General features: G+C 43.7%; 20 protein-coding genes. 4 read left to right on the top strand and 16 right to left on the bottom strand.

The features are described from left to right. Nucleotides 1-27: 27 nt before the first annotated feature. The 3 genes from pcrA to NST65_RS03325 form a co-directional block, all read right to left on the bottom strand. Nucleotides 28-2,250, bottom strand: a complete 2,223-nt coding sequence (pcrA, locus tag NST65_RS03335) for a DNA helicase PcrA (protein ID WP_024426683.1) — start codon at nt 2,248-2,250, stop codon at nt 28-30. A 57-nt stretch (nt 2,251-2,307) separates the two neighbouring features. After that, nucleotides 2,308-3,000: a heptaprenylglyceryl phosphate synthase gene (locus NST65_RS03330; RefSeq protein WP_024424529.1), complete on the bottom strand. Its 693-nt coding sequence runs from the start codon at nt 2,998-3,000 to the stop codon at nt 2,308-2,310. Between the two features lie 187 nt (nt 3,001-3,187). After that, the gene (locus NST65_RS03325; protein WP_111927659.1) at nt 3,188-3,703 is read right to left on the bottom strand and encodes a hypothetical protein; all 516 of its coding nucleotides are present in this window, start codon (nt 3,701-3,703) and stop codon (nt 3,188-3,190) included. A 560-nt stretch (nt 3,704-4,263) separates the two neighbouring features. On the opposite strand from NST65_RS03325, the gene NST65_RS03320 reads away from it, so the two are divergent. Continuing rightward, on the top strand, nt 4,264-4,629 hold the full coding sequence (locus tag NST65_RS03320; protein ID WP_034667492.1) for a DUF2283 domain-containing protein: 366 nt from the start codon (nt 4,264-4,266) through the stop codon (nt 4,627-4,629). Nucleotides 4,630-4,652: 23 nt separating this feature from the next. Here the strand turns inward: NST65_RS03320 and NST65_RS03315 are convergent, their stop codons facing one another. Further along, nucleotides 4,653-4,883, bottom strand: a complete 231-nt coding sequence (locus NST65_RS03315; RefSeq protein ID WP_024426686.1) for a hypothetical protein — start codon at nt 4,881-4,883, stop codon at nt 4,653-4,655. 139 nt (nt 4,884-5,022) lie between these two features. Here NST65_RS03315 and NST65_RS03310 point away from each other — a divergent pair, with 139 nt between their 5' ends. Further along, nucleotides 5,023-6,603, top strand: coding sequence for an FMN-binding glutamate synthase family protein (locus tag NST65_RS03310; RefSeq protein ID WP_044335249.1), 1,581 nt, complete (start codon nt 5,023-5,025; stop codon nt 6,601-6,603). A gap of 244 nt (nt 6,604-6,847) precedes the next feature. Here NST65_RS03310 and NST65_RS03305 read toward each other — a convergent pair whose 3' ends face one another. Further along, nucleotides 6,848-7,162, bottom strand: coding sequence for a YerC/YecD family TrpR-related protein (locus NST65_RS03305; RefSeq protein ID WP_024424524.1), 315 nt, complete (start codon nt 7,160-7,162; stop codon nt 6,848-6,850). A 561-nt stretch (nt 7,163-7,723) separates the two neighbouring features. Then, nucleotides 7,724-9,466 (bottom strand): adenine deaminase C-terminal domain-containing protein, encoded by a 1,743-nt coding sequence (locus tag NST65_RS03300; protein WP_087976810.1) that lies wholly within the window; start codon nt 9,464-9,466, stop codon nt 7,724-7,726. Between the two features lie 125 nt (nt 9,467-9,591). On the opposite strand from NST65_RS03300, the gene NST65_RS03295 reads away from it, so the two are divergent. Beyond that, entirely contained in the window at nt 9,592-9,813 is a 222-nt protein-coding gene (locus tag NST65_RS03295) for a DUF2892 domain-containing protein (RefSeq protein WP_024424522.1), read from the top strand. Nucleotides 9,814-9,843: 30 nt separating this feature from the next. Here the strand turns inward: NST65_RS03295 and NST65_RS03290 are convergent, their stop codons facing one another. From NST65_RS03290 to NST65_RS03275, 4 genes are read right to left on the bottom strand one after another with little or no spacing between them, the layout of a single operon-like run. Next, complete coding sequence (locus NST65_RS03290) at nt 9,844-11,109, bottom strand: peptidase (protein WP_342489308.1); 1,266 nt, start codon at nt 11,107-11,109, stop codon at nt 9,844-9,846. A gap of 14 nt (nt 11,110-11,123) precedes the next feature. Next, nucleotides 11,124-11,789: a 3-oxoacid CoA-transferase subunit B gene (locus NST65_RS03285; protein ID WP_111927662.1), complete on the bottom strand. Its 666-nt coding sequence runs from the start codon at nt 11,787-11,789 to the stop codon at nt 11,124-11,126. Next, complete coding sequence (locus tag NST65_RS03280) at nt 11,765-12,451, bottom strand: CoA transferase subunit A (protein ID WP_025092629.1); 687 nt, start codon at nt 12,449-12,451, stop codon at nt 11,765-11,767. The genes NST65_RS03285 and NST65_RS03280 overlap by 25 nt, the downstream gene beginning before the upstream one ends. 12 nt (nt 12,452-12,463) lie before the next feature. Beyond that, entirely contained in the window at nt 12,464-13,828 is a 1,365-nt protein-coding gene (locus NST65_RS03275; protein ID WP_065215087.1) for an aspartate aminotransferase family protein, read from the bottom strand. Between the two features lie 191 nt (nt 13,829-14,019). Between NST65_RS03275 and NST65_RS03270 the strand changes: the two genes are divergently transcribed. Beyond that, nucleotides 14,020-15,678 carry a PucR family transcriptional regulator gene (locus NST65_RS03270; protein WP_111927663.1) on the top strand — a complete coding sequence of 553 codons (1,659 nt, stop codon included), beginning with the start codon at nt 14,020-14,022 and terminating at the stop codon, nt 15,676-15,678. On the opposite strand, the gene ablB is transcribed toward NST65_RS03270, so the two are convergent. The 6 genes from ablB to purM all read right to left on the bottom strand — a co-directional run bounded on the left by ablB (nt 15,673) and on the right by purM (nt 21,292). Then, a complete protein-coding gene (gene ablB, locus NST65_RS03265) occupies nt 15,673-16,518 on the bottom strand; it encodes a putative beta-lysine N-acetyltransferase (RefSeq protein WP_111927664.1) in 846 nt (281 codons plus the stop codon). The genes NST65_RS03270 and ablB overlap by 6 nt on opposite strands. Before the next feature lie 14 nt (nt 16,519-16,532). Then, nucleotides 16,533-16,733 (bottom strand): hypothetical protein, encoded by a 201-nt coding sequence (locus tag NST65_RS03260; protein ID WP_111927665.1) that lies wholly within the window; start codon nt 16,731-16,733, stop codon nt 16,533-16,535. 111 nt (nt 16,734-16,844) lie between these two features. Continuing rightward, the gene (purD, locus tag NST65_RS03255) at nt 16,845-18,119 is read right to left on the bottom strand and encodes a phosphoribosylamine--glycine ligase (protein WP_111927666.1); all 1,275 of its coding nucleotides are present in this window, start codon (nt 18,117-18,119) and stop codon (nt 16,845-16,847) included. Nucleotides 18,120-18,131: 12 nt separating this feature from the next. Next, on the bottom strand, nt 18,132-19,670 hold the full coding sequence (gene purH / locus NST65_RS03250) for a bifunctional phosphoribosylaminoimidazolecarboxamide formyltransferase/IMP cyclohydrolase (RefSeq protein WP_025092624.1): 1,539 nt from the start codon (nt 19,668-19,670) through the stop codon (nt 18,132-18,134). A 15-nt stretch (nt 19,671-19,685) separates the two neighbouring features. Then, a complete protein-coding gene (gene purN / locus NST65_RS03245) occupies nt 19,686-20,255 on the bottom strand; it encodes a phosphoribosylglycinamide formyltransferase (RefSeq protein ID WP_041108687.1) in 570 nt (189 codons plus the stop codon). Next, on the bottom strand, nt 20,252-21,292 hold the full coding sequence (gene purM / locus NST65_RS03240) for a phosphoribosylformylglycinamidine cyclo-ligase (RefSeq protein WP_024424511.1): 1,041 nt from the start codon (nt 21,290-21,292) through the stop codon (nt 20,252-20,254). Before purM ends, purN begins: the two co-directional genes overlap by 4 nt. Between the last annotated feature and the right edge of the window lie 8 nt (nt 21,293-21,300).

Raw genomic sequence — 21,300 nt, 5'->3', positions numbered from 1 at the left:
TCAATTCATCCGTTTTGTCCTATCAGTTTATTGCTTCTCGATTGGTGCAAATGCTGCGAGAAGACGCTTAATGCCTGTAGGGCTTGGGAACGCAATATCAAGCTCTGTACTGTCTCCGCTGCCTTTCACACTGACAACCGTACCAACGCCCCATTTTTTATGGGCCGCTTTATCGCCCACAGCCCAGCCAATACTGCCGCCGCCTGTGTTTTGAATCGTTTGTGTTTGCGGACGTGAGACAGGTCCCCGTCTTTGCGGTCTTTCTCTTGTTTGGCCAAACGGTGTTTTTGTTTCTTTTTTCTCATTTAGGTTGTCCAATAAATCGGCTGGTATTTCTCGAATGAATCTAGATTCAAGGTTCATGTTCGTCCGGCCGAAAAGTGTTCTCATTTTCGCACTTGATAAATAAAGCTCTTCTTCAGCCCGTGTGATGCCAACATAAGCGAGGCGGCGCTCTTCTTCCATCTCTGCATCTTCCATTAATGAACGGCTGTGCGGGAAGACACCTTCCTCCATTCCCATTAAGAAAACAACAGGGAATTCTAGACCTTTTGCGGCGTGAAGTGTCATTAAGATAACGGCATCCTGATCTTCTTCTTCATTCTCATCCAGCTTATCAATGTCTGCGACGAGGGCGAGATCTGTCAGGAAGGTCACAAGTGACTTGTCTTCATTTTGTTCTTCAAAGTTCTTAGTGACGGATAGAAACTCGTCAATATTTTCTAAGCGGCTTTGTGCTTCAATCGTTTTTTCGAGCTTCAGCGCTTCACGATAGCCTGTTTTCTCTAGAATTTCTTCTGTTAATTCAGTGACAGATAAATAGTCCTGCATGTTCGTCATTTGATCAATGAGCTGTTTGAACTCATCAAGCGCATTGGCTGCCCGTGCACTCAGTCCAATGAAATCCACCTGACCAAGTGCTTCAAACATAGACAGGTCATTCATCTCCGCATATGCTGCAATTTTATCAACAGATGTCGCACCGATTCCGCGCTTTGGTACGTTGACAATTCGCGCAAAACTAATATCGTCATCTGGGTTTGCCACTAGGCGTAAGTATGCCAAAATGTCCTTGATCTCTTTTCTGTCATAGAACTTCGTGCCGCCGACAATGTTGTATTGAATGTTGGCTTTCATTAACGTTTCCTCTATGACACGAGACTGGGCATTTGTCCGGTAAAGGATCGCAAAATCGGATAATTTGCGCTTTCCGCTCTGATGAAGCTGACGAATCTTTCCTGCGACAAATTGTCCTTCACCGAATTCATTATCTGCACGGTAATAGGCGATCTTCGCTCCTTCATCATTTTCTGTCCAAAGATTTTTCGGCTTCCGGTTTGCATTGTTTTGAATGACCGTATTTGCGGCATGCAAAATGCGTTTCGTCGATCTGTAATTTTGCTCAAGCAGAATCACTTCACTGGATGGATAATCTTTTTCAAAGGAGAGAATGTTTGTAATATCCGCTCCGCGCCAGCGATAAATAGACTGATCCGAATCACCGACAACACATATATTTTGAAAGCGCTGCGCGAGCAGTTTCACAAGCATGTACTGTGCTCTGTTCGTATCCTGATACTCATCCACATGAATGTATTGGAATTTCCGCTGATAGTGCTCTAATACTTCAGGAATGCGCTCAAACAGACGAATTGTCATCATAATTAAATCATCAAAGTCGAGTGATTGGTTTTTCAGTAAACGCTTTTGATAATCTGTATAGACATCGCTGACCACTTGATCATAGAAATCACCAGCTGTTTTGGCGTATTCCTCTGCGTCAATGAGTTCGTTTTTTGCACTGCTGATTGATCCTAAAATACTGCGCGGGTCGAACTTTTTAGGATCGATATTCCGTTCTTTTAAAATGTTTTTGATGACTGAAAGCTGGTCAGATGTGTCTAAAATAGAGAAGTTGCGATTCACACCAATGCGGTCAATATCACGTCTTAAAATGCGGACACACATGCTGTGGAACGTAGAGATCCAGATGTCATCAGCGCCAGGCCCTAAAATAGCTTGGACACGTTCACGCATTTCACGTGCTGCTTTATTTGTAAATGTAATCGCTAAAATGTTCCACGGAGCCACATGCTTTTCTGCCATTAAGTAGGCAATTCGATGTGTGAGCACCCGTGTCTTCCCGCTTCCTGCTCCTGCCATCAACAATAAAGGACCGTCTGTTGCTTTGACTGCTTCTTTCTGCGCGTCATTCAGCCCTTCTAATAGATGATTCGATATTTCATTCATTCCATTCACCGCCAATTCGAACTTATGTTCTATTTTAACCCGTTTCGTCTTATTTGACTATGATGACTTTTTGACTGCATCCACTGTCTTTAATGCTTCTTTGAAATTGTCATAAATGACGTTTCCTACAACCACGACGTCTGCATGCTGGGAGAAGTCTTTTGCCTGCTTAGCGTTCTTAATGCCGCCGCCATAAAAAAGAACTGTTTCATCAAGCACTGCTTTTGTTTCTTTGACAAGCTCTATGTCTCCAAGCGTTCCGCTGTATTCCAGATAAAAAATGGGCAGCTTCATCAAATGCTCTGCCACTCTTGCATATGCCCTGACGTCATCGATATCCAGCGCTGTATTTGCCTCTGTGAGCTTGGCCGCTTTACAATCTTCATTTAAGATGACATAACCTTCAGGCACAATCTCTTCCATTGACATCAAATCACCGAATTCCTTCATCGCGTCTTTATGAAGCCCAACAATCCAGTCAGGGTGAGAGCTGTTTAAAACGGTTGGGATGAAATACAGATCAAAGCCAGGCACAATCATCTCATGTGTGGAGATTTCGAGCACACATGGCACTAGAAACCGGCGGACCTTTGACATCAATTGAAGCACGTTGTCCTCTGTCACATGATCACTTCCGCCAATCAATATGGCATCCGTCCCAGATTCGCAAATCGCTTCTAGCTGTTCATCGGAAATTTCTTTATTTGGATCGAGTTTAAAGACATGCTTCCACTCGGTAACATCATACATGAAAAACGTTCCTCCATTCGTTTCATTCCATTTAAATATTATAACAAAATCAGTGTCTGCAAAAAATGGGTAACCTCCTTTAGCTAAAAGTTTCATTCTTTTGAAAATGGGTGGCGTGATTTAAAGATTTAGAAACAAAAAAGCAGATGCTTAGCATCTGCTTTCTTAATAAATGAACACAGTTTTTTTATTTTTCAAGTGGAGCAACTTGTGCTGTTGGTGCACCACATAGCAAGAAAAAGCCAAATAATACAGGAGGTGATACCGCAATTCCAGTTAAAGTTAGGAACCCTAGAACACTTAACCATTCACCTTTTTCAATAGCCTTTTGAACCTGATTTAAAGCCCCCTTGGTTATACCAAGAGCATCTTCAAGACAACGTTGAACAGTGTTTTTTTGTGTAGTAGCAATACCTTTTTGTTGATTCATATAGTTCGCAAAAGCGATCATGCCTTCTTTTTGATAAACTGGGTATGAAGCTTTTTCTAATTCCTTTTCGTTAACAACATAACCTACTTCGTCATCAAAAACTAGAATTTCAGTAAAGATATACTCTATTTCAGCTACAGATTTTTCAATTTGTTCTTTTGTTAACCCTTTCAATCCAGCCTCAGGATTTACTAAATTTTCAGCTGATGCTACTGGCACTATTGTTGCAATAGAAAGTAATAAAGCCAATGTGAATACAAATAATTTTTTCAATGTATAAACTCCCCTTTTTCTTAAAATAACCTAACAAAAAACCATAAATTTGATTTTATGGTCATTTTTGATAATAAAATATAGTGTTAGTTTGGTTTTCATTTTAAGGTAGAAATAATTTGTTTTTACATAAATAGTGCTAATTCGACTTTTTTCGCAGAATTATGAGACTGTTAAAACCACAAATGAGATTCCCCAAGTTAATACTCCAAATAAAATAAAATATTTTAGAAAAAGTTCAAAATTAGTGAGCTTCCTCTCATTTCTAGTTTTCTTAAGTCTCCAATAAAAAGCATATGCGCACAACACAAGTACTATATGGCTCAGTTCAGACATTTTTTCAAAAAAATACAAAACCGCCATTTATAATTCATCTCCAATATAGTTAATTTATCCCATTAAAGTATATACAAATATACATTCGTTGCACATCCTGCTATGTTCTTAATTTTAGTTTATTATAATAATTGATATTCTTTAATTTATCTTCGATACCCATTCATAATTTCAAATCTCGTTAATTAGCTACAGTTAAAATTAAAATGAAGCAGGTTACCCCATTGAAAAGAACGATCACATATGAACAAAATATAGACATCGGATACATCTATATCACCCCACAAGCGGAGCATATGAAAATCAAAGAAACCATTGAATTAGATGTCAATGAATGTGTCAATGTAGATATCGATCAAGAGGGCCGAGTGGCTGGCTTGGAGTTATTTGCACAAGAATCCGAAGTGCTGCGGAACGTACCGGTTTATGAGGATGAGCTTTCTTTACGTTTGACGGATCAGGAAATTCTCTCAACCTATCAACTGTCAGGCGTTGAATTCCAATTCTCAACACCTGATCACAATGAGCTGATCGGTTTTACTATTGTCGATCCTCTTCGCTATAACATCACAAGAAAAAAACCGTTTTGATCTTTCAAAACGGTTTTTTCAAACTATTGTCTCGCTTCATTAAAATAATGGACGGATGTCATGGCCCCTTCGTCGACCATTTTGTTGTCTTGGATATCTAATGGATCTGGGTGGCCGGCTTTTTCAGGAATCTTTTCATCTGACCGGAACATGCTTGCCCATTTTTTCAGATGCTGTTTATTTTTTACCGCTAATAACACAGCTCCTCCAACCCCTAATCCTGCAAGTACATACGCATTTGGACGCTTATTCATGTATGTTCCCTCCCCTTATGATCTTATTTGTAAGTTACCCCGCCTTTTCATTTCTAAACGTCACAATATGCTGGTGTGGTTTCTCTTTCATTAAAAAGTGGAATAACAACAGCAATGAAAGAGAAAAGAGGGGATCTTCGTGACAACAACTTTAATTGTCATCGGCGCATTGCTAGTCATTTGTTTGATCATCCCAATCATTCTATTGATCTGGATTTGGATGAGGGATGAAAAACAAGAGGAACATTCAGTTCTGCGAAATTATCCGGTCATTGGAAAGCTGCGGTTTATCTTTGAAAAAATAGGACCTGAGCTTCGCCAATATCTGTTTCTGAATGACCGAGAGGAGCTGCCCTTCTCAAGAAGAGAATACGAGCAGGCGGTCATGTCTGGGAAGTACAAAAGCCGGACGATGGGCTTTGGATCAAAACGTGATTTTGACAAGCCAGGCTATTACATTCGAAACGTCCTGTTTCCAAAGCAGCGAGATGAACTACGAATCGATCAATCAGAAAAAATCAAAACAAAAGTGTATCAGATTGATCAAGACAATTTACTGCGAAGAAGTGAACATTTCAAAGAAGTCGAAGCAAATCCTTACTTTCTCCATCAAGAGGATGTACAAGTCATTGGCGAACACACATGTCAAAAGCCTTTCCATGTGAAAGGACTGATCGGTCAATCTGCCATGAGCTACGGCTCCTTAGGCGACAGGGCGATTACAGCTCTATCCTCAGGATTAAAAATGGCCGGCGGGACGTGGATGAACACAGGTGAAGGCGGGCTTTCTCCTTATCACCTCAAAGGCGGCGCAGATATCATTTGCCAGATTGGGCCCGGTTTATTTGGCGTTAGAACAGAGGATGGCGCATTTTCCTTTGAAGAATTCAAGAAAAAAAGCGAACACGAGGAAGTCAAAGCCTTTGAACTCAAGCTGGCACAAGGAGCAAAAACACGCGGCGGTCATATTGACGGCGAAAAGGTGACGGAAGAAATTGCGAATATCCGTAAATTACCGCCTCACCAATCCATTGACAGCCCAAACCGCTTTGAGATGTTCCACTCCATTCCTGACATGTTTGATTTCATTGAACAGCTTCGGAGTATAGGCGGAAAGCCAGTTGGAATCAAACTTGTTGTCGGACATAAAGAAAATATTGAAGAGCTTGCCAGCTATATGAAAAAAAGCGGAAAACACCCTGATTTCATTACAGTTGATGGCGGAGAAGGCGGTACAGGCGCGTCCTTTCATGAATTGGCGGATTCTGCCGGGCTTCCCATTTTCACGGCACTCCCCATGGTTCATCAAATATTGAAAGAATACGGTGTCAGAGATCAGGTGAAGCTCTTTGCTTCTGGCAAGCTTCTCTCGCCTGATAAAATTGCGATTGCCCTTTCAATGGGAGCTGACTTTGTGAATATTGCCAGAGGTCTCATGTTTTCAGTCGGATGCATTCGCGCCCAAGTCTGCCACACGAATAAATGCCCAGTCGGGGTCGCCACGACTGATCCAAAGCTGCAAAAGGGTTTATCGATTGAAGAAAAAAAATACCGAGTGTGCAATTATATCCTGTCTCTTAGAGAAGGTTTGTTTAACTTATCCGCAGCTGCGGGAATAGAATCGCCTATTCATTTTAATGAAAAACATATTATTTTTAGACAAGAGAATGGCCAGACAAGCGAAGTGCCTATGTTCTCAGGCACACAGCCATCTGTCTAGCTCGAAATGGTGCGGAAACGCACCTTTTTTTATAGACATTTTTCGTATAAAGTTAGCAAGCAGTAGAGATTAAGGAAATCTTCTCAAGTGAAGATGGCATCTCCTATGAGGGATAAAGATGGTTTATGGGCGAGCTAAAGTAAAAAACAGAGGCACTTTATCAGCCCCTGCCCGCCTTTTTTCATAAAAAAACTGCAAACAAGTCCATTTTTCGTAAAAAGGATTGTTTACAGTGAAAGCTGCTTTATTTTGTTTCGTTATTTTCCTGCTGTTCTGCTACGCGGTCAAGAGCCATCGTATAGGCATCGTTTCCGTAGTTCAAGCAGCGTTTGACACGTGAGATAGTTGCAGTGCTTGCACCTGTTTCCGTCTCAATTTTATGATACGTGTTTCCCTCGCGAAGCATACGCGCTACTTCAAGACGCTGTGATAAAGATTGGATTTCATTGATGGTACATAAATCATCAAAGAATCGATAACATTCTTCCAGGTCTTTAAGGGATAAGATGGAGTTGAATAACTGATCTAAGCTTTTGCCCCTTAATTTATCAATTTGCATCTTAATACATCTTCTCCTTTACTATTGCCACACCGCTTCGCACGATCTTCTTCTAAGAAAGCGGTATCTTTCCTGACTAATTTTTTTAAAACCTCAGCAATGAGCTTTGAACAGATCATGACAGGTTTGGGTCTACGCTGAAAATGCCGTCAGGTTCTTTCGTAAGCCGAAGCTTCTTTATCGTAAACAAATTCGACAAGTTCTGTCATTTTCCTTGTATGACAATCTGACAAACTTGTTTGCTTCCAGTATAAAGATGACTTCTGCTTGGTTAGGTCTTCTGCCCTCATATACAGGCTTTGCAGAAAGCTCGGCGAGACCACAAATATGCGCCCCGCCTTGCTCGGGTTATTCAAAATATGTTGGCCGGTCAGCGTAACCGGCAAATTCATTTTACAATTAGAGTACTTCATTCGTCATGTCAAAGCCCTCTGCTTTGTCAACAGCTCCACATAAGATCACGATCACTTACATGGCAGTGAAGAGAACCATGGCTCACTTCTGCCCTATAACAGCAGTCAGAAATGCAGCAAAGATGATACAGCTCCACTCTGTTATATTTTAACGCATTATAGACGGAAAGAGTACAGTTTTTTTCATGACATCAAATATTCCTCTTGGTGTCACTCGAATATACGGCAAATGTGTACTTTGGAAAAAGACAAGTGTATCAATTGGGCAGTCAAATGGATAGCCGCGCTCAATGAGCAGCTCGCGTAATGTTTGTTCCTGCTGAAGAACAGTCTCAAATGGTTCAGCCGATGCACAGCCTGATAATTGCAGCGGGATTTCGTGCAAAATTTCCCCGTTCTCTGTGAGTACGATTCCCCCGCCAATTTCTTTCATCCGCTTATGTGCCAGCATCATATCTTCTTTATTTTTCCCGATCACTAAAATGTCACCCGTGAGCGAAAATGAGCTAACAAAGCCCTGCACTTTATTTGCGAACCCTTTTAGCATCGTATTCACACGCCACTCACCTTTTCGGTCAATCAGGCTAAAGAAGCTTTGATCATGGTCACATGAGAGCTGGTTGATGGAGTTATCAATTTCCACTGTATAAGGCTCCATAATAACGGCATTTCTCATCTTGACACCTAGCGGCATAGAAAATTGCAAATCACTCATCGTGAGGTCGTAGCCTAAATCTAATGGAGCCAGCCCGCCATTTTCCCATTTTGTTTCTTGGAATTGATGCTGGTTCTCGCCATCTAATTTGAGGATAATCCCTTTAGATATGACCGTTTCTGGATTTGGGTTCATTGGATCATCTAAAATATTCAAAGAAGCCAGCCGGCCTGGGCCAACAACGCCTAGTAAATCATCAATTTGATAGTATTTTGCAATGTTAAATGTCGCCATATTATACGCATCAATGATCGGCACGCCTTCTTCAAGGGCAATCGAAATCAAACGGTTAATCATGCCTTCCTCATAAAAGTGAGGAGCAGCACCATCTGTTGTATAGAAAAAATGGTCATAGTGTCTAAAGTCACGCTCATGCAGTTCTCTTAAAATGTTCACTAAATCTGGACGGATGGAAGAATGCCGCAATGAAACATGATAGCCAAGGGACAATCGTTTTAACACATCGTCCGCATTCATCGCTTCATGATCACTGTCCGCGCCAAACAGCTTCATTTTTGTTAGCGTTTTCTCAGAAGCTCCTGGGAAATGCCCTTCAATTCGTTTTCTCTGCTTCTTCGTTTCTTGCATGCAATATAAAATGAGATCATCACCGTCCATCAATCTTGGCCAGCTTGTTAATTCGCCGCCTTGGAGGACGTCAGGATGATCAATCCATTCCTTCCGGTAGTTAACTGGCAGCATCTCATCTTCATATCTGACTTCCGTTTGAAGATCGTATCTGGACCACCAGAAATACTGAAATGGCTGCTTTTTTAATTCACATAGAGTGGAAAGCGCTTTCTTTTCATTGCTTTGCAAAAGAAGAAATAAGTTATCGCTGACCATCGTTGTTGTGCCAAATTGAGACACATATTCTGCAAGTGATTGGGGATTATAAATATGGAACGGATGCGCGTGAGGCTCTATATACCCAGGCACAATGTATTTCCCTTCACAATCAATCACACGTTTAGCTGATTTATTTTGAGGAAGCTCTGCTCCGACATAAACAATTCGATCATCATGTATCCAAATATTTGCCTTCACCCATTGCTTCAAAAACGGGTTAAGCACGAGTCCATTCGTTAAAAGGAGTGTTGGAACTATTTTTGAGTCGACTACATCGATTTGTGTGCGGATGTCATTGTTTCTCCAATTAAAAGTACGTTCGGACATTCACATACTCTCCTTCATTTGTATTAGCCCTATCGTAACATAACGAACTACGTTACGCATTAATGAAACGTTACAATTTCTTGAAATCACACTTAAAATAATTTAAAAAAGGAGATTCACCTTCAATGAAACCTAATCTCGGCTTAATGGAAGCGCTCATTAGAATTGCCTGCGGAATGACGATATGTACTGTGGCTGGATCCTTATATGCTAGAAAACCATGGAGTAAAATGCTGCTTTTGGGCATCATGTTTGGCGGTATGAAACTGGGATCTGGCATTCTTCGTTTTTGTCCAGTGACATATATGTGTGAGCAGCAGGACACACATAAAGAGAAGGCTGAGTAGGCAGCCTTCTTTTTTGTGATCATTTTCATCTCATTCCGCTGCTTCACACCATTCTACAATTGTACCTGCAATAATTTCTGCTGCTTCAATCACATGTTCAATGTCGATGGATTCATTCGGAAAATGGGCAAGCTCCGTTGTTCCAGGTCCAAACACGATGATCGGAATACCAGCCGCCTGTGACAGTAATCCGCCGTCCGTTCCCCAAGGGGCTGCTTCGATCTTCGGCGGCTGCTTCATGACCGCTTCATATTGTTCCTTCAATAAACCTAAAAGCGGATGATCTGTATCGATTGAACCCGGAAGCCACCTTGCACCAAACCATTCGACCTCAACAGGATGTTCTTGGAACCATTCATCTTTTTCTCCGAGTCCTGCCATCCAATTTTCTAATTCCTTCTCTGCCTGTTCTACCGTTTCACCCGGCATCACCCCGAGCCTGCCTTCCATTGTGACAAGGTCTGCTACGGAGGATGGCCAATCACCGCCTTGAATTTTCCCGATATTGATTGGGATCGGGGTTGGGATATGCTGAAACAGCGGCTCAGTGATTCGCTGATTTCTTTTTTCTTCAAGTGCCGCTATATGTGAAAGGACTATCGTGCTCTTTTCAATAGCAGAAACGCCGTGATATCTTGTTCCGCCATGAGCAGCCCTTCCTTTAATATGCAGTCTGAACCATTTAGATCCTTGCTGAATCGGAAAGATTTTCATATGACTTGGCTCTGGAATGATGGCTGCATCTGCTGTATATCCTCTCAGTATGGCTGCAAGGGTGCCTGCGCCGCCGCTCTCTTCTTCGACAACACTATGAAACACGACATCTCCCTTCAGCGGAATTTGTAGCGCATGCAGTGCTTCAAGTGCAAAGAGTAAAGAAACGTTTCCACCTTTCATATCTGTTGCCCCGCGTCCATAAAGTCTCCCGTTTATGATATGCCCGCTGTAGGGCGGATATGTCCATTGTTTGTGATCACCTGCCGGGACAACATCCACATGCCCATTTAATAAAATAGATTTACCTCCGCCTTTACCTTTCAATCGTCCGGCGACATTGGGACTCCCTTTAAAGGAACGCCTCGGGGAATAAAAATACGGGTGGTTCAGCAAGTCATCTCCGCCAATGTCCCATACGTCAACATCAAAGCCAATGGCAGAAAGTTTATTTGCTACGATTTGCTGTACTTCTTGCTCATTTCCTTGTGTGCTGTCACATTGCACCATTTGCTGAAGAAGCGTCACGGCTTCCTCCTTATGCTCTTTCATCCAGTTTCTGATACGTGTGGTTGGCTGCAAGTCGGTCATCCTTTCTACACAACAGATTTGACATCAGGCGCTAAAATGAGCGGCGCCTCTGTCGCCCTCATGACATCTTCCGGCTGAAACGGCGGCATGACTTCACGCAAAATGAGCAGCTGTGATTTGACCTCAATGACTGCCATATCCGTAATAATCAGATCCACACAAGACTTAGCAGTTAAGGGCAGCGTGCAGGCTGCTTTTATCTTAGATTGTCCATGTTTATCAAGGTGGCTCATCACAACCACCACCTTTTTCGCTTTTTGCGCAAGTTCAATGGCTCCACCCATACCCGGCACTCGTTTCCCTGGCACAATCCAATTGGCAAGATCCCCATGACTGCTGACTTCAAGTGCACCTAAAATGGTCATATCCAGCATCCCTTTGCGAATGATGCCAAAAGCGGTTGTGCTGTCCATATATGATCCGCCTTTTGTTAACGTAATAGGAAAACCCCCGGCATTGCACAAATTCGGATCTTCTTCCCCTCGTGCTGGTGAAGCGCCTGCCCCCATAATGCCGTTTTCTGCATGCAGCCAAACGTTGTAATGCGCTGGAATGTAATCAGCCGCAAGGGTTGGGATTCCGATCCCAAGATTCACAATCATGCCATCTTCAATTTCCTGTGCCGCGCGTTTGGCTATGCGGTGTCTTAAATCGATGTCTCCCATGCCCATGTCCAGTTCACTCCTTTTGATTGCACGATCTGGTTCACAAATACGCCTGGTGTGACGATTTCCTCTGGATGAAGCCCGCCCACAGGCACAATCTCTTCTACTTCCGCAATGGTCCAGTCTCCTGCCATCGCCACAATCGGGTTTGTATTCCGTGCACTTTTATCAAAAATCAGGTTGCCTGCTTCATCTGCTTTGAGGGCATTCACAATCGCGATATCCGCAGTCAGTGCAGGCTCAAGAATATACTTCTTTCCATCCAGCTGAACCAATTGTTTCTCATCAAGATTGAGGCTATCCATGCCGACATCTGTCACAATGCCCGCTAAACCCATCCCGCCTGCCCTGATCTTTTCTGCTAGGATGCCCTGCGGGTAAAAAAGAACATCTAGTGTACCCGCCTGCATTTTCTGCCCGGCAATTGGATTTGAGCCAATATGAGAGGCAATGATTTTCTTCACTCTTCCTTCTGTGATCAGCCTGCCAACACCGATTTGCGGGAAGCCTGCATCGTTTCCGATCAATGTCATGTCTTTAATATTGGCTTCTAGGATGGCATCGATCAATGATGGCGGGGACCCCACACCGCCAAAGCCGCCAAACATAATGGTCATTCCGTCTCTAAAATGCGTGATGACTTGATCTAAGTTCGCTGTTTTGTTCATCATCTTTCCTCCCTACATGGCAGATGGGAAAAACCCTCGATTGATGACTTCTTGCTCGACCTGCGTCATTGTCTGCCCGAATAAATGAATCAGTTCATCCATCTCCTGCTGCGTAATGGAAAGCGGCGGTGCGATCATGACCGCTGCACCTCCTACACCATCCTCTCCAGCGCTTGCTGGGTAAACAAGCAAACCATTTTGCTTGGCCGTCTCCACAACTAAATGTGTCATTTGAGCATGAGCAGGAAATGGTGTTTTCGATAATCGGTCTGCGACAAATTCAATGCCAATGAGCAGCCCCTTTCCTCTCACATCTCCTATGATGGAATGATTTGTTTGCAAATCCTTTAAAGCATTCATTAAATATCGGCCAGACAGATCAGCCCGTTCTGAAAGCTGGTGTTTTTTCATATATCGAATGACAGCCAGTGAGACGGCTGCTGAAAGCGGGTTGCCACTATAAGTGTGGCCTGCCATCACAGAGCCCGAACCGCTGAGAATCGGTGCAATCACATGATCTGCTGAGACAGCTGCAGCAATCGGTGCATAGCCGGCGCTCATGCCTTTTCCGAGTACCATAATATCTGGTACGACGCCCCAATGTTCCATGGCAAACATTTTCCCAGTTCGTCCAAAGCCTGTCATGACTTCATCTGCAATCATTAAAATATCGTTTTCCTCACAAACTCGCTTCATCGCCGCAAAATATCCATCTGGCGGAACAAGCGCCGCGCCCGCTGCTCCAACAATCGGCTCTGCAATAAAAGCCGCAATCCTCTCTTTTCCTATACGCTGGATGACGGTTTTAAATTCCTGTACATACCATTCGACCTGCTTGCTTTCTTCCTTTGGCAGCCACGAACGATAGCTGTATGGCGGAGACAGCACCGGGTGTTTTTCGAGCAGTGGTTCAAAGCGCTCTCTCCTTGCAATATGTCCTGACATCGACAGCGCACCGAGTGTGATGCCGTGATAACTCATCCATCTTGAGATGATGTGATTCTTCTCAGCCTTCCCCTGCTCCTGCCAATGCTGAATGGCTATTTTCATGGCGGTTTCTGTTGCCTCTGATCCGCTTCCGACAAAAAAAGACCAGTTCAGGTTCCCTGGGCAGAGCGTACTCAATTCATAGGCAAGTTCTTCCGCTGGTTCATTTGTAAATTGTGATCTGTACGTAAAGCTCACCTTTTCCGCTTGCTCTGTCATGGCATCAATGATGTCTCGTATGCCATGTCCAATACTCGCCGTGACAGCACCCGATGAGCCGTCTAAATATTTTTTCCCGTCCCGATCATATAAATAAATCCCCTCTCCTTTCACAGCCACAGGATAATGCTGATTCAACATCGGTTTGATTAAGTAATCCCGGGTCTCCACTTTGTCATTCCTCCCTCTCTCGTCAGCAGCTGCATCTTTCTTTTTTCATGAATCGCAAGAAAATTTTGTATACTTGTTATAAGATTAGCTTAATCAAGAGGGCAGTCATCCTCCATTCGCCACATGCCCGAATTTCACACACATTTTTTATACATCGTGTATAAGAGTGTTCAAAAGGAGGTCATGAGTCTATGGCGATTCTCGTCAAAGATGCACTCTCGCTCGATATCATGAAGGAAACAAAGCTGCTTGCTGGGGAAAATGGACTGGACCGCCTCATTCAGTGGGTGACCATCGTGGAAATTATCGAAGATACTTCAAGGCTTTCAGAAGGGGAACTGCTCGTCACAACCGGTTTTGGGCTTGCAGACAATCAGGAAAGGCGCACCCGGCTTGAGGAGCTGATTCAATCTCAACGTCTATCGGCCATTGCGATTTATAAAGGCGTATACTTAACGGAAATTCCGGCATCACTGATCGAAGCTGCCAAAAACAGCGGCATTCCACTCATCGAGATTCCTTCACATGTCAACTTCTCAGACATTACAAAAGCCGTCCTAGAGCAAATCGTCAGCAGTCAGCTCCATCAGCTTAAATATTCTTCAGCCATTCACCAAAGACTAACCCATTTAAATGTCAGCAATAAAAATGTCACCCAAATTACAGATGAGCTGGCCCATCTCACTTCGGCGAACATCGTTGTGCTTGATGTTTTTTTACATCAAACAGCAGCTCATCTCATCAAAGATAAAGTGACGTACTCTCCTGCTTTTGGCTTTCTGACAGATCGTGAACCAATCGAAACGACGCCTCTTCTCAAGCAGGCTGAGGAGAAAGGAAGGCTCGTTTATGACACGTGCGGTGCGTTTGTCCTCGCTGCATGTCCGGTGATTGCGATGGGCGATATTTTCGGATTTATTGTATCTTTAAAGAAAAAGGATGCGTGGCATCATCTCGACGCGATTGCCATCGAGCATGCCGGGGCGGTGTATGCGATTGAATGGCTGAAGCAAAAAGCCATTCAAGATACAGAAAACCAAATGCAAGGTCATTTGTTAGATGATATTTTGCAGCAGCAATACACAGAAGAAAGCTATGTGGTCGAACAGGCAACAAAGCTGCAATACGATATGAGCGATGAGCAGGTGGTCATCTACTTTCAATTTCAGCATCAGCACACACAGCTCGATCACCAAATGATGCAGCGTCTATCTCAATTGCTCACGTCGATATTTGAACGCAGACATATTCCTTTTTTACTTAAGACAAGGCTAGATTCCATTTTTGTTCTTACACCAGCAGGAAAAAAAGCGTTTCAAGAAGCGGAGTGGTATCGCGCAGCAGAAGAGTGCCGGAGCACTTGGTCTTATTTTTTTCCCGTCCATCCGATTGTGATTGGCATTGGGAGAGCCTATGACCAGATCGGTCTCTTTTCAAAAAGCGCGAAGGAAGCGCAGTATGCAGCAAGGCTTCTTCCGCTTTTAAAGACAGACGAATGCATCATTCATTATCAGAAGCTCGGCTTATACGGGATGCTGCTTGAAATGAATGAAGCGGGTATGAATTTGCATGACTTTTACGTGGAGCTGTTAAGTCCTTTGCTTTATACGAAAAAACAGGGAGCAGACCTGATCCATACACTCGAAGTGTATTTGGCCCACAATGAAAATATTCAAAAATCTGCGGGGGAATTGTTTATTCATAGGCATACATTAAGCTACCGGCTGAAACAAATTGAAACGAGAACAGGCTGCAGCCTCAAATCCACGGATGATCGAATGAAGCTACAGCTCAGTATCATGGCGTACCGCCTATCTGGTCTGCTTGATCAGATGAGAACCATTTCATGATTCATTCGGCGTTTTCACCCATAGATTCATATCTTCAATTTTGTCAAAAATATAACAGTTGTTTTGGAAACGCCCGGTATACGTATAGCCGAGCTGATAAAACACTTGGTTCATTCCATAGGACAGTGCACGTGCGAGAGAATAAAAGACATAGATGTGCATGGATTGAAGTTCTTTTTCGAGTGCTAGAATCAAATGATGCATGAATCCTAGTTTTCTGTATGATGGAAGGGTCGCACAATCTGTTAATTCCGCATGACCATACGGCGCATTGATTTCAGCGGATGCTGCACTCACAATGTGACCGTCATGTTCAACGGCATAAAAGACGGTCCCTTCCTCCATCACCTTTTGGATGTAATCTGGCTCATTCATTGGCGTAGGATACGTTTCAAAAACGGTATCATAGAGCTTTGCCAGCTTGTGAATATCCTGCGTATCTGCTTTCCTCATCACAAACTCATCCTGCCACGTGCCTTGGTCTTTTTTGAGAGGCTTTTCCTGAATAGACGCAACAATTTCATCTTCCTTCAGCCAATACGGGCTGTTCATCCGATCCTCCGTCAGAAAGAGCGACATGCCGTACGCATCACTTCCAAGAAAATAATGAGAAAACACGCCTTCAAGCCGAAAGCCTTTTTCTAAAAAAAGAGACATATGCTCACGCCTGACTTTCACAATGACCTTAGAAGCCTTGCAGTCTGCCGCTTCCTTAAGAACCGACTGAATCACATCCCGCACCCTGCCGCTGTAGTCATCCAAACGGATTCGCTCATTAAATGAATCAATACAGATCGAGGCAGAAAAACGCTCGTTCGCAAGTTCCTTCAATTGCACCATATACTCATCCTCTCTTATAAATCAGCTAATAAAAAAATCCAAATGGAAAATGAAACAATGACGATACCAGAAAAAATCGACATGATCATATACCGAATGGCTGAGCCTTTTTTGGCTTTGTTTTGCTTTCTCGCTTCATACATGATGAGATTTGAGAACAGTATAAATAAAATAAGTAACACGATTGCAAATAGAATAATTCCTTGAATGACCATGCTGCCTCCTCATAAACTCGTCATCCCATACTACTTCTTCATATTCGAGCATCATCCCTTCTCATGAACAAAAAACACCTTTCCATCTCATCAGATAGAAAGGTGTTTTGATTAAACGTTTTTCCCCGCAGCCTTCAGCGCACGGGCACCGATGTCACGGCGATAAAATAGACCTGGCTGTATGATTTCTTCAACCGCTTCATACACTCTTGATCTTGCCGCTTCAAATGTGTCGTCAAATGCGGTCACATTCGCTACACGTCCGCCATTTGTGACGAATTGATCGTTTTCTTTTTTTGTTCCTGCATGGAAGGTCACGACATCAGAGACAGTCGTTTGCAAGGCACCGATCGGTGTGCCTTTTGCATAGTCTTCTGGGTATCCTTCTGATGCAAGAACCACACTGACAGCCGCAGTGTCTTTCCACTGTAAGTCCACATCTTTTCCATCAAGAATATCGAGGAATACTTGGACTAAATCTGATTCAAGACGAGGGAGAACCACTTGCGTTTCAGGGTCGCCAAAGCGTGCATTGAATTCAATCACCTTTGAGCCTTCTGGTGTCAGCATTAAACCTGCATATAAAATGCCTGTAAATGGACGCCCTTCCTGCACCATCGCGCGAGCTACCGGTTTCACAACATCTTCCACGGCTTTCTGAACCACTTCATCTGAAATTTGCGGAACTGGTGAATAAGCGCCCATTCCGCCAGTGTTCGGCCCTTTGTCATCTTCAAAGGCCCGTTTGTGATCCTGCGCAATCACCATCGGGTACACCTTTTCTCCGTTGACAAAGGCCATGAGTGAAAATTCTTCGCCTGTTAAAAATTCTTCGATGACAACAGATGCACTTGCATCGCCAAACTTTTCATCCTCTAAGAAATCATGCAGACAATCGACGGCCTCTTCAAGCGTCATGGCCACTGTGACGCCTTTTCCTGCGGCAAGCCCGTCTGCTTTAATGACAATCGGCGCACCCTTTTCTTCTACATATGCTTTTGCTTCTTCAAACGAGGTAAAGGCAGCGTAAGCGGCTGTTGGGATATCGTAGTTCTTCATTAAGTCTTTTGCAAATTCCTTTGAGCCTTCAATGACCGCAGCTTTTGCATTCGGTCCAAATACTTTTAGACCTGCTTCTTCAAATGCATCAACGACACCTGCGATTAAAGGAACCTCTGGACCGACAATGGTTAAGCCGATTTCGTTTTCTTTTGCAAAACGAATTAATGACTCATGATCGCCTTCGTCGATTGGTACAAGCTTCGCAGCATCTGTCATTCCATCATTGCCGGGTGCGACAAATACTTGGCTGACAAGTTCACTTTGATTCACTTTCCATGCGATGGTATGCTCTCTTCCGCCTCTGCCGATAATTAATACGTTCACACTGTCATCCCCTTAATGTTTGAAATGTCTAACGCCAGTGAAGACCATGGCGATGCCGTATTCATCTGCTTTTTGAATCGATTCTTCATCACGAATAGATCCGCCTGGCTGAATGATCGCTGTGACGCCTGCCTTTGCAGCAGCTTCCACTGTATCGCCCATTGGGAAGAATGCATCAGAGCCTAGTGCGCTTCCTTTTGCCTTTTCACCAGCTTGCTCAATTGCAATGTTAGCTGAGCCCACGCGGTTCATTTGACCAGCACCGATTCCTGCTGTCATTTGATCTTTCGCAAGGACAATAGCATTTGATTTCACATGCTTGACTACTTTCCAAGCAAGCTTTAAGTCTTTCCATTCGTCTTCTGTTGGTTCTCTTTTCGTTGGAATAGAAATCGTTGCTTCCTCTAAGCCGTACGTGTCAATATCCTGAACAAGCAGTCCGCCATGAACACTTGTCAGCTGTTTTTCTTTTTTCCCAAGATCTGCTTCTACATCTAATGTTAATAGACGAAGATTCTTTTTCGCTGTTAACACGTCAAGTGCTTCTTGGCTGAACGATGGGGCGATGACAATTTCTAAGAAAATCGTATGCAGCACCTCAGCCGTTTGTTTGTCTACTTCACGGTTAAGTGCCACAATGCCGCCAAAAATAGACGTCTCATCTGCTTTGAATGCTCTGTCAAATGCTTCTGCAATTGTTTCTCCTGTACCAACGCCGCACGGGTTCATATGCTTCACAGCAACAGCTGCTGGCTCCGTGAATTCACGTACAATTTGAAGAGCGGCATCTGCATCTTTGATATTGTTGTAGGAAAGTTCTTTTCCATGTAATTGCTTTGCAGTAGCCAATGAACCTTTGGCTGGAAGAGCATTTTCATAGAAAGTCGCCGCTTGGTGCGGGTTTTCTCCATAACGAAGGGATTGTTTTTTCTCAAACGTGACAGTGAACTGTTCTGGCTCTGTTTCGCCCACAAAGTTTGTTAAGTAATCCGCAATCAGAGCATCGTAAGCAGCCGTATGACGGAATACCTTTGCAGCGAGCTCACGTTTTTTCTCGAGTGACACGCCGCCTTCTTTGATTTGCTGGATGACTGTATCATAGTCACGAGGATCGACAATCACTGTGACGTCTTGGTGGTTTTTTGATGCTGCACGAAGCATTCCCGGTCCGCCAATATCAATGTTTTCAATCGCTTCTTCATACGTCACATCGTCTTTTGAGATCGTCTCTTTGAATGGATAGAGATTCACGACAACAAGATCAATCGGCTGAATGCCATGCTTCTCAATCTGTGCCATATGCTCATCGTTTTCTCTCACTGCTAAAAGCCCGCCATGAATGTTCGGGTGAAGTGTTTTGAGTCGTCCGTCCATGATTTCAGGGAATCCAGTGACTTCTGAAATTCCAATGACATCAATGCCGTTCTCTTGAAGAAGCTTATGTGTACCTCCAGTTGAAATCACTTCAACGCCAAGTTCTGTTAATTCTTTCACAAAAGGTACAAGATTCGTTTTATCGGAAACACTGATTAATGCGCGTTTGATCGTCATGCCTTCGTCACCTCATTAAGATAATTCTAAAAGTGATTTGATCACTTTTGGATATAGTGTGTGTTCTAGTTCATGCATTCTTTTTTCAATCGATTCAAGCTCTTCCCCTTGTTCGATGTAAATCGACGCTTGGTCAATGATCGGACCTGTATCCATGCCTTCATCGACAAAATGGACGGTGATACCCGCCACTTTGACGCCTGCTTGATAGGCTTGTCCAATGGCATCCAGCCCTGGGAAGGCTGGCAGCAAGGACGGGTGAATATTGACAATTTTCCCTCTGAATGCTTCAAGTAATGTTGGACCAATCAGTCTCATATACCCAGCAAGGAAAATCCATTCCACTTCATGCAGCCTAAGCTGTTCAATGATCGTTTGTTCAAAAGCGGCTTTATTCGGAAACGCCTTCGGGGTAAAGGCAAAGGAGGGAATGCCCTCTTTCTCAGCACGCTCCAGCACCTTTGCACCCGGTTTATCACAAATCACAATGGCGGCCTCTGCCTGCCACTGTTCTTTTTTTAATGTATCCATAATGGCTTGAAAATTCGTCCCGCTTCCAGAGGCGAAGATCGCAAACTTCTTCATGAGAGGCTTCCACCGCCGAATGTGACACCTTCTCCTTTTTGAACACGGCCGATGAGAAATGCTTTCTCTCCGTCTTCTTCAAGTCCTCTGATCACTTCGACAAGGTCATCTTCTTTTACCGCTAAGACAAAACCAATGCCCATATTAAACACGTTGAACATTTCTTCTGCCTTTAACTGTCCTTTTTCTTGAATAAAGGAGAAAATTGGCGGTACTGGCCATGAGCCGTTATCAATCTCAACGCCAAGCCCTTCAGGCAGCATACGCGGTAAATTTTCAATAAAGCCGCCGCCTGTCACATGTGCCATGCCGTCAATCTTGCCGGCTTTCACTTGTTTGAGAACAGGCTTCACATAAATTTTGGTCGGTTCAAGAAGCTCTTCTCCAAGCGGTCTTGTAAAAGGTTCATACGTTTGATGCAGATCCAGACCAGCGTCTTCCAACAATACTTTACGAACGAGAGAGTACCCATTGCTATGAATTCCGCTTGAGCTGAGTCCAATAAGCAAGTGCCCCTCTTTGATGCTCTCTCCTGTCACGATTTCATCCTTTTCAACGACGCCTACTGAAAAACCAGCAATATCATATTCATCTTCTGTGTAAAGACCCGGCATTTCTGCTGTTTCTCCGCCGACAAGCGCTGAACCAGACTGCTCACAGCCGTCAGCCACACCTTTGACGATTGATTCAATTTTTATCGGATCTGCTTTACCAACTGCTAGGTAATCTAAGAAAAAGAGCGGCTCTGCCCCTTGTGCCAGCACATCGTTCACACACATTGCCACGGCATCAACACCGATCGTATCGTGTTGATCCATTAAAAAGGCAAGCTTTAATTTTGTTCCGACACCATCTGTTCCTGAGACAAGAACGGGCTTTTTGTATGGCAGCTCAGATAAATCAAACATACCGCCAAATCCGCCTAGAGCACCCATGACGCCTGCTCTTTTTGTACGTTCTACGTGTGTTTTCATTCGTTTGACGGCTTCGTATCCTGCTTCGATGTCGACACCGGCGTTTTTATATGCTTCTGACATCCCATTCA

The organism is Bacillus sp. FSL P4-0248 (assembly GCF_038593305.1).
Taxonomy (GTDB): Bacteria; Bacillota; Bacilli; order Bacillales; family Bacillaceae; genus Bacillus; species Bacillus safensis.
This window is presented reverse-complemented; position numbering and strand designations above follow the sequence as displayed.

Excerpts from the sequence above, each read along its gene's own strand:
- pcrA (WP_024426683.1), bottom strand. The coding sequence starts at position 2,250 with ATGAATGAAATATCGAATCATCTATTAGAAGGGCTGAATGACGCGCAG.
- NST65_RS03330 (WP_024424529.1), bottom strand. The coding sequence starts at position 3,000 with ATGTATGATGTTACCGAGTGGAAGCATGTCTTTAAACTCGATCCAAAT.
- NST65_RS03315 (WP_024426686.1), bottom strand. The coding sequence starts at position 4,883 with ATGAATAAGCGTCCAAATGCGTATGTACTTGCAGGATTAGGGGTTGGA.
- NST65_RS03305 (WP_024424524.1), bottom strand. The coding sequence starts at position 7,162 with ATGCAAATTGATAAATTAAGGGGCAAAAGCTTAGATCAGTTATTCAAC.
- NST65_RS03300 (WP_087976810.1), bottom strand. The coding sequence starts at position 9,466 with ATGTCCGAACGTACTTTTAATTGGAGAAACAATGACATCCGCACACAA.
- NST65_RS03295 (WP_024424522.1), top strand. The coding sequence starts at position 9,592 with ATGAAACCTAATCTCGGCTTAATGGAAGCGCTCATTAGAATTGCCTGC.
- NST65_RS03285 (WP_111927662.1), bottom strand. The coding sequence starts at position 11,789 with ATGGGCATGGGAGACATCGATTTAAGACACCGCATAGCCAAACGCGCG.
- NST65_RS03280 (WP_025092629.1), bottom strand. The coding sequence starts at position 12,451 with ATGAACAAAACAGCGAACTTAGATCAAGTCATCACGCATTTTAGAGAC.
- NST65_RS03270 (WP_111927663.1), top strand. The coding sequence starts at position 14,020 with ATGGCGATTCTCGTCAAAGATGCACTCTCGCTCGATATCATGAAGGAA.
- ablB (WP_111927664.1), bottom strand. The coding sequence starts at position 16,518 with ATGGTGCAATTGAAGGAACTTGCGAACGAGCGTTTTTCTGCCTCGATC.
- NST65_RS03260 (WP_111927665.1), bottom strand. The coding sequence starts at position 16,733 with ATGGTCATTCAAGGAATTATTCTATTTGCAATCGTGTTACTTATTTTA.
- purH (WP_025092624.1), bottom strand. The coding sequence starts at position 19,670 with ATGACGATCAAACGCGCATTAATCAGTGTTTCCGATAAAACGAATCTT.
- purN (WP_041108687.1), bottom strand. The coding sequence starts at position 20,255 with ATGAAGAAGTTTGCGATCTTCGCCTCTGGAAGCGGGACGAATTTTCAA.
- purM (WP_024424511.1), bottom strand. The coding sequence starts at position 21,292 with ATGTCAGAAGCATATAAAAACGCCGGTGTCGACATCGAAGCAGGATAC.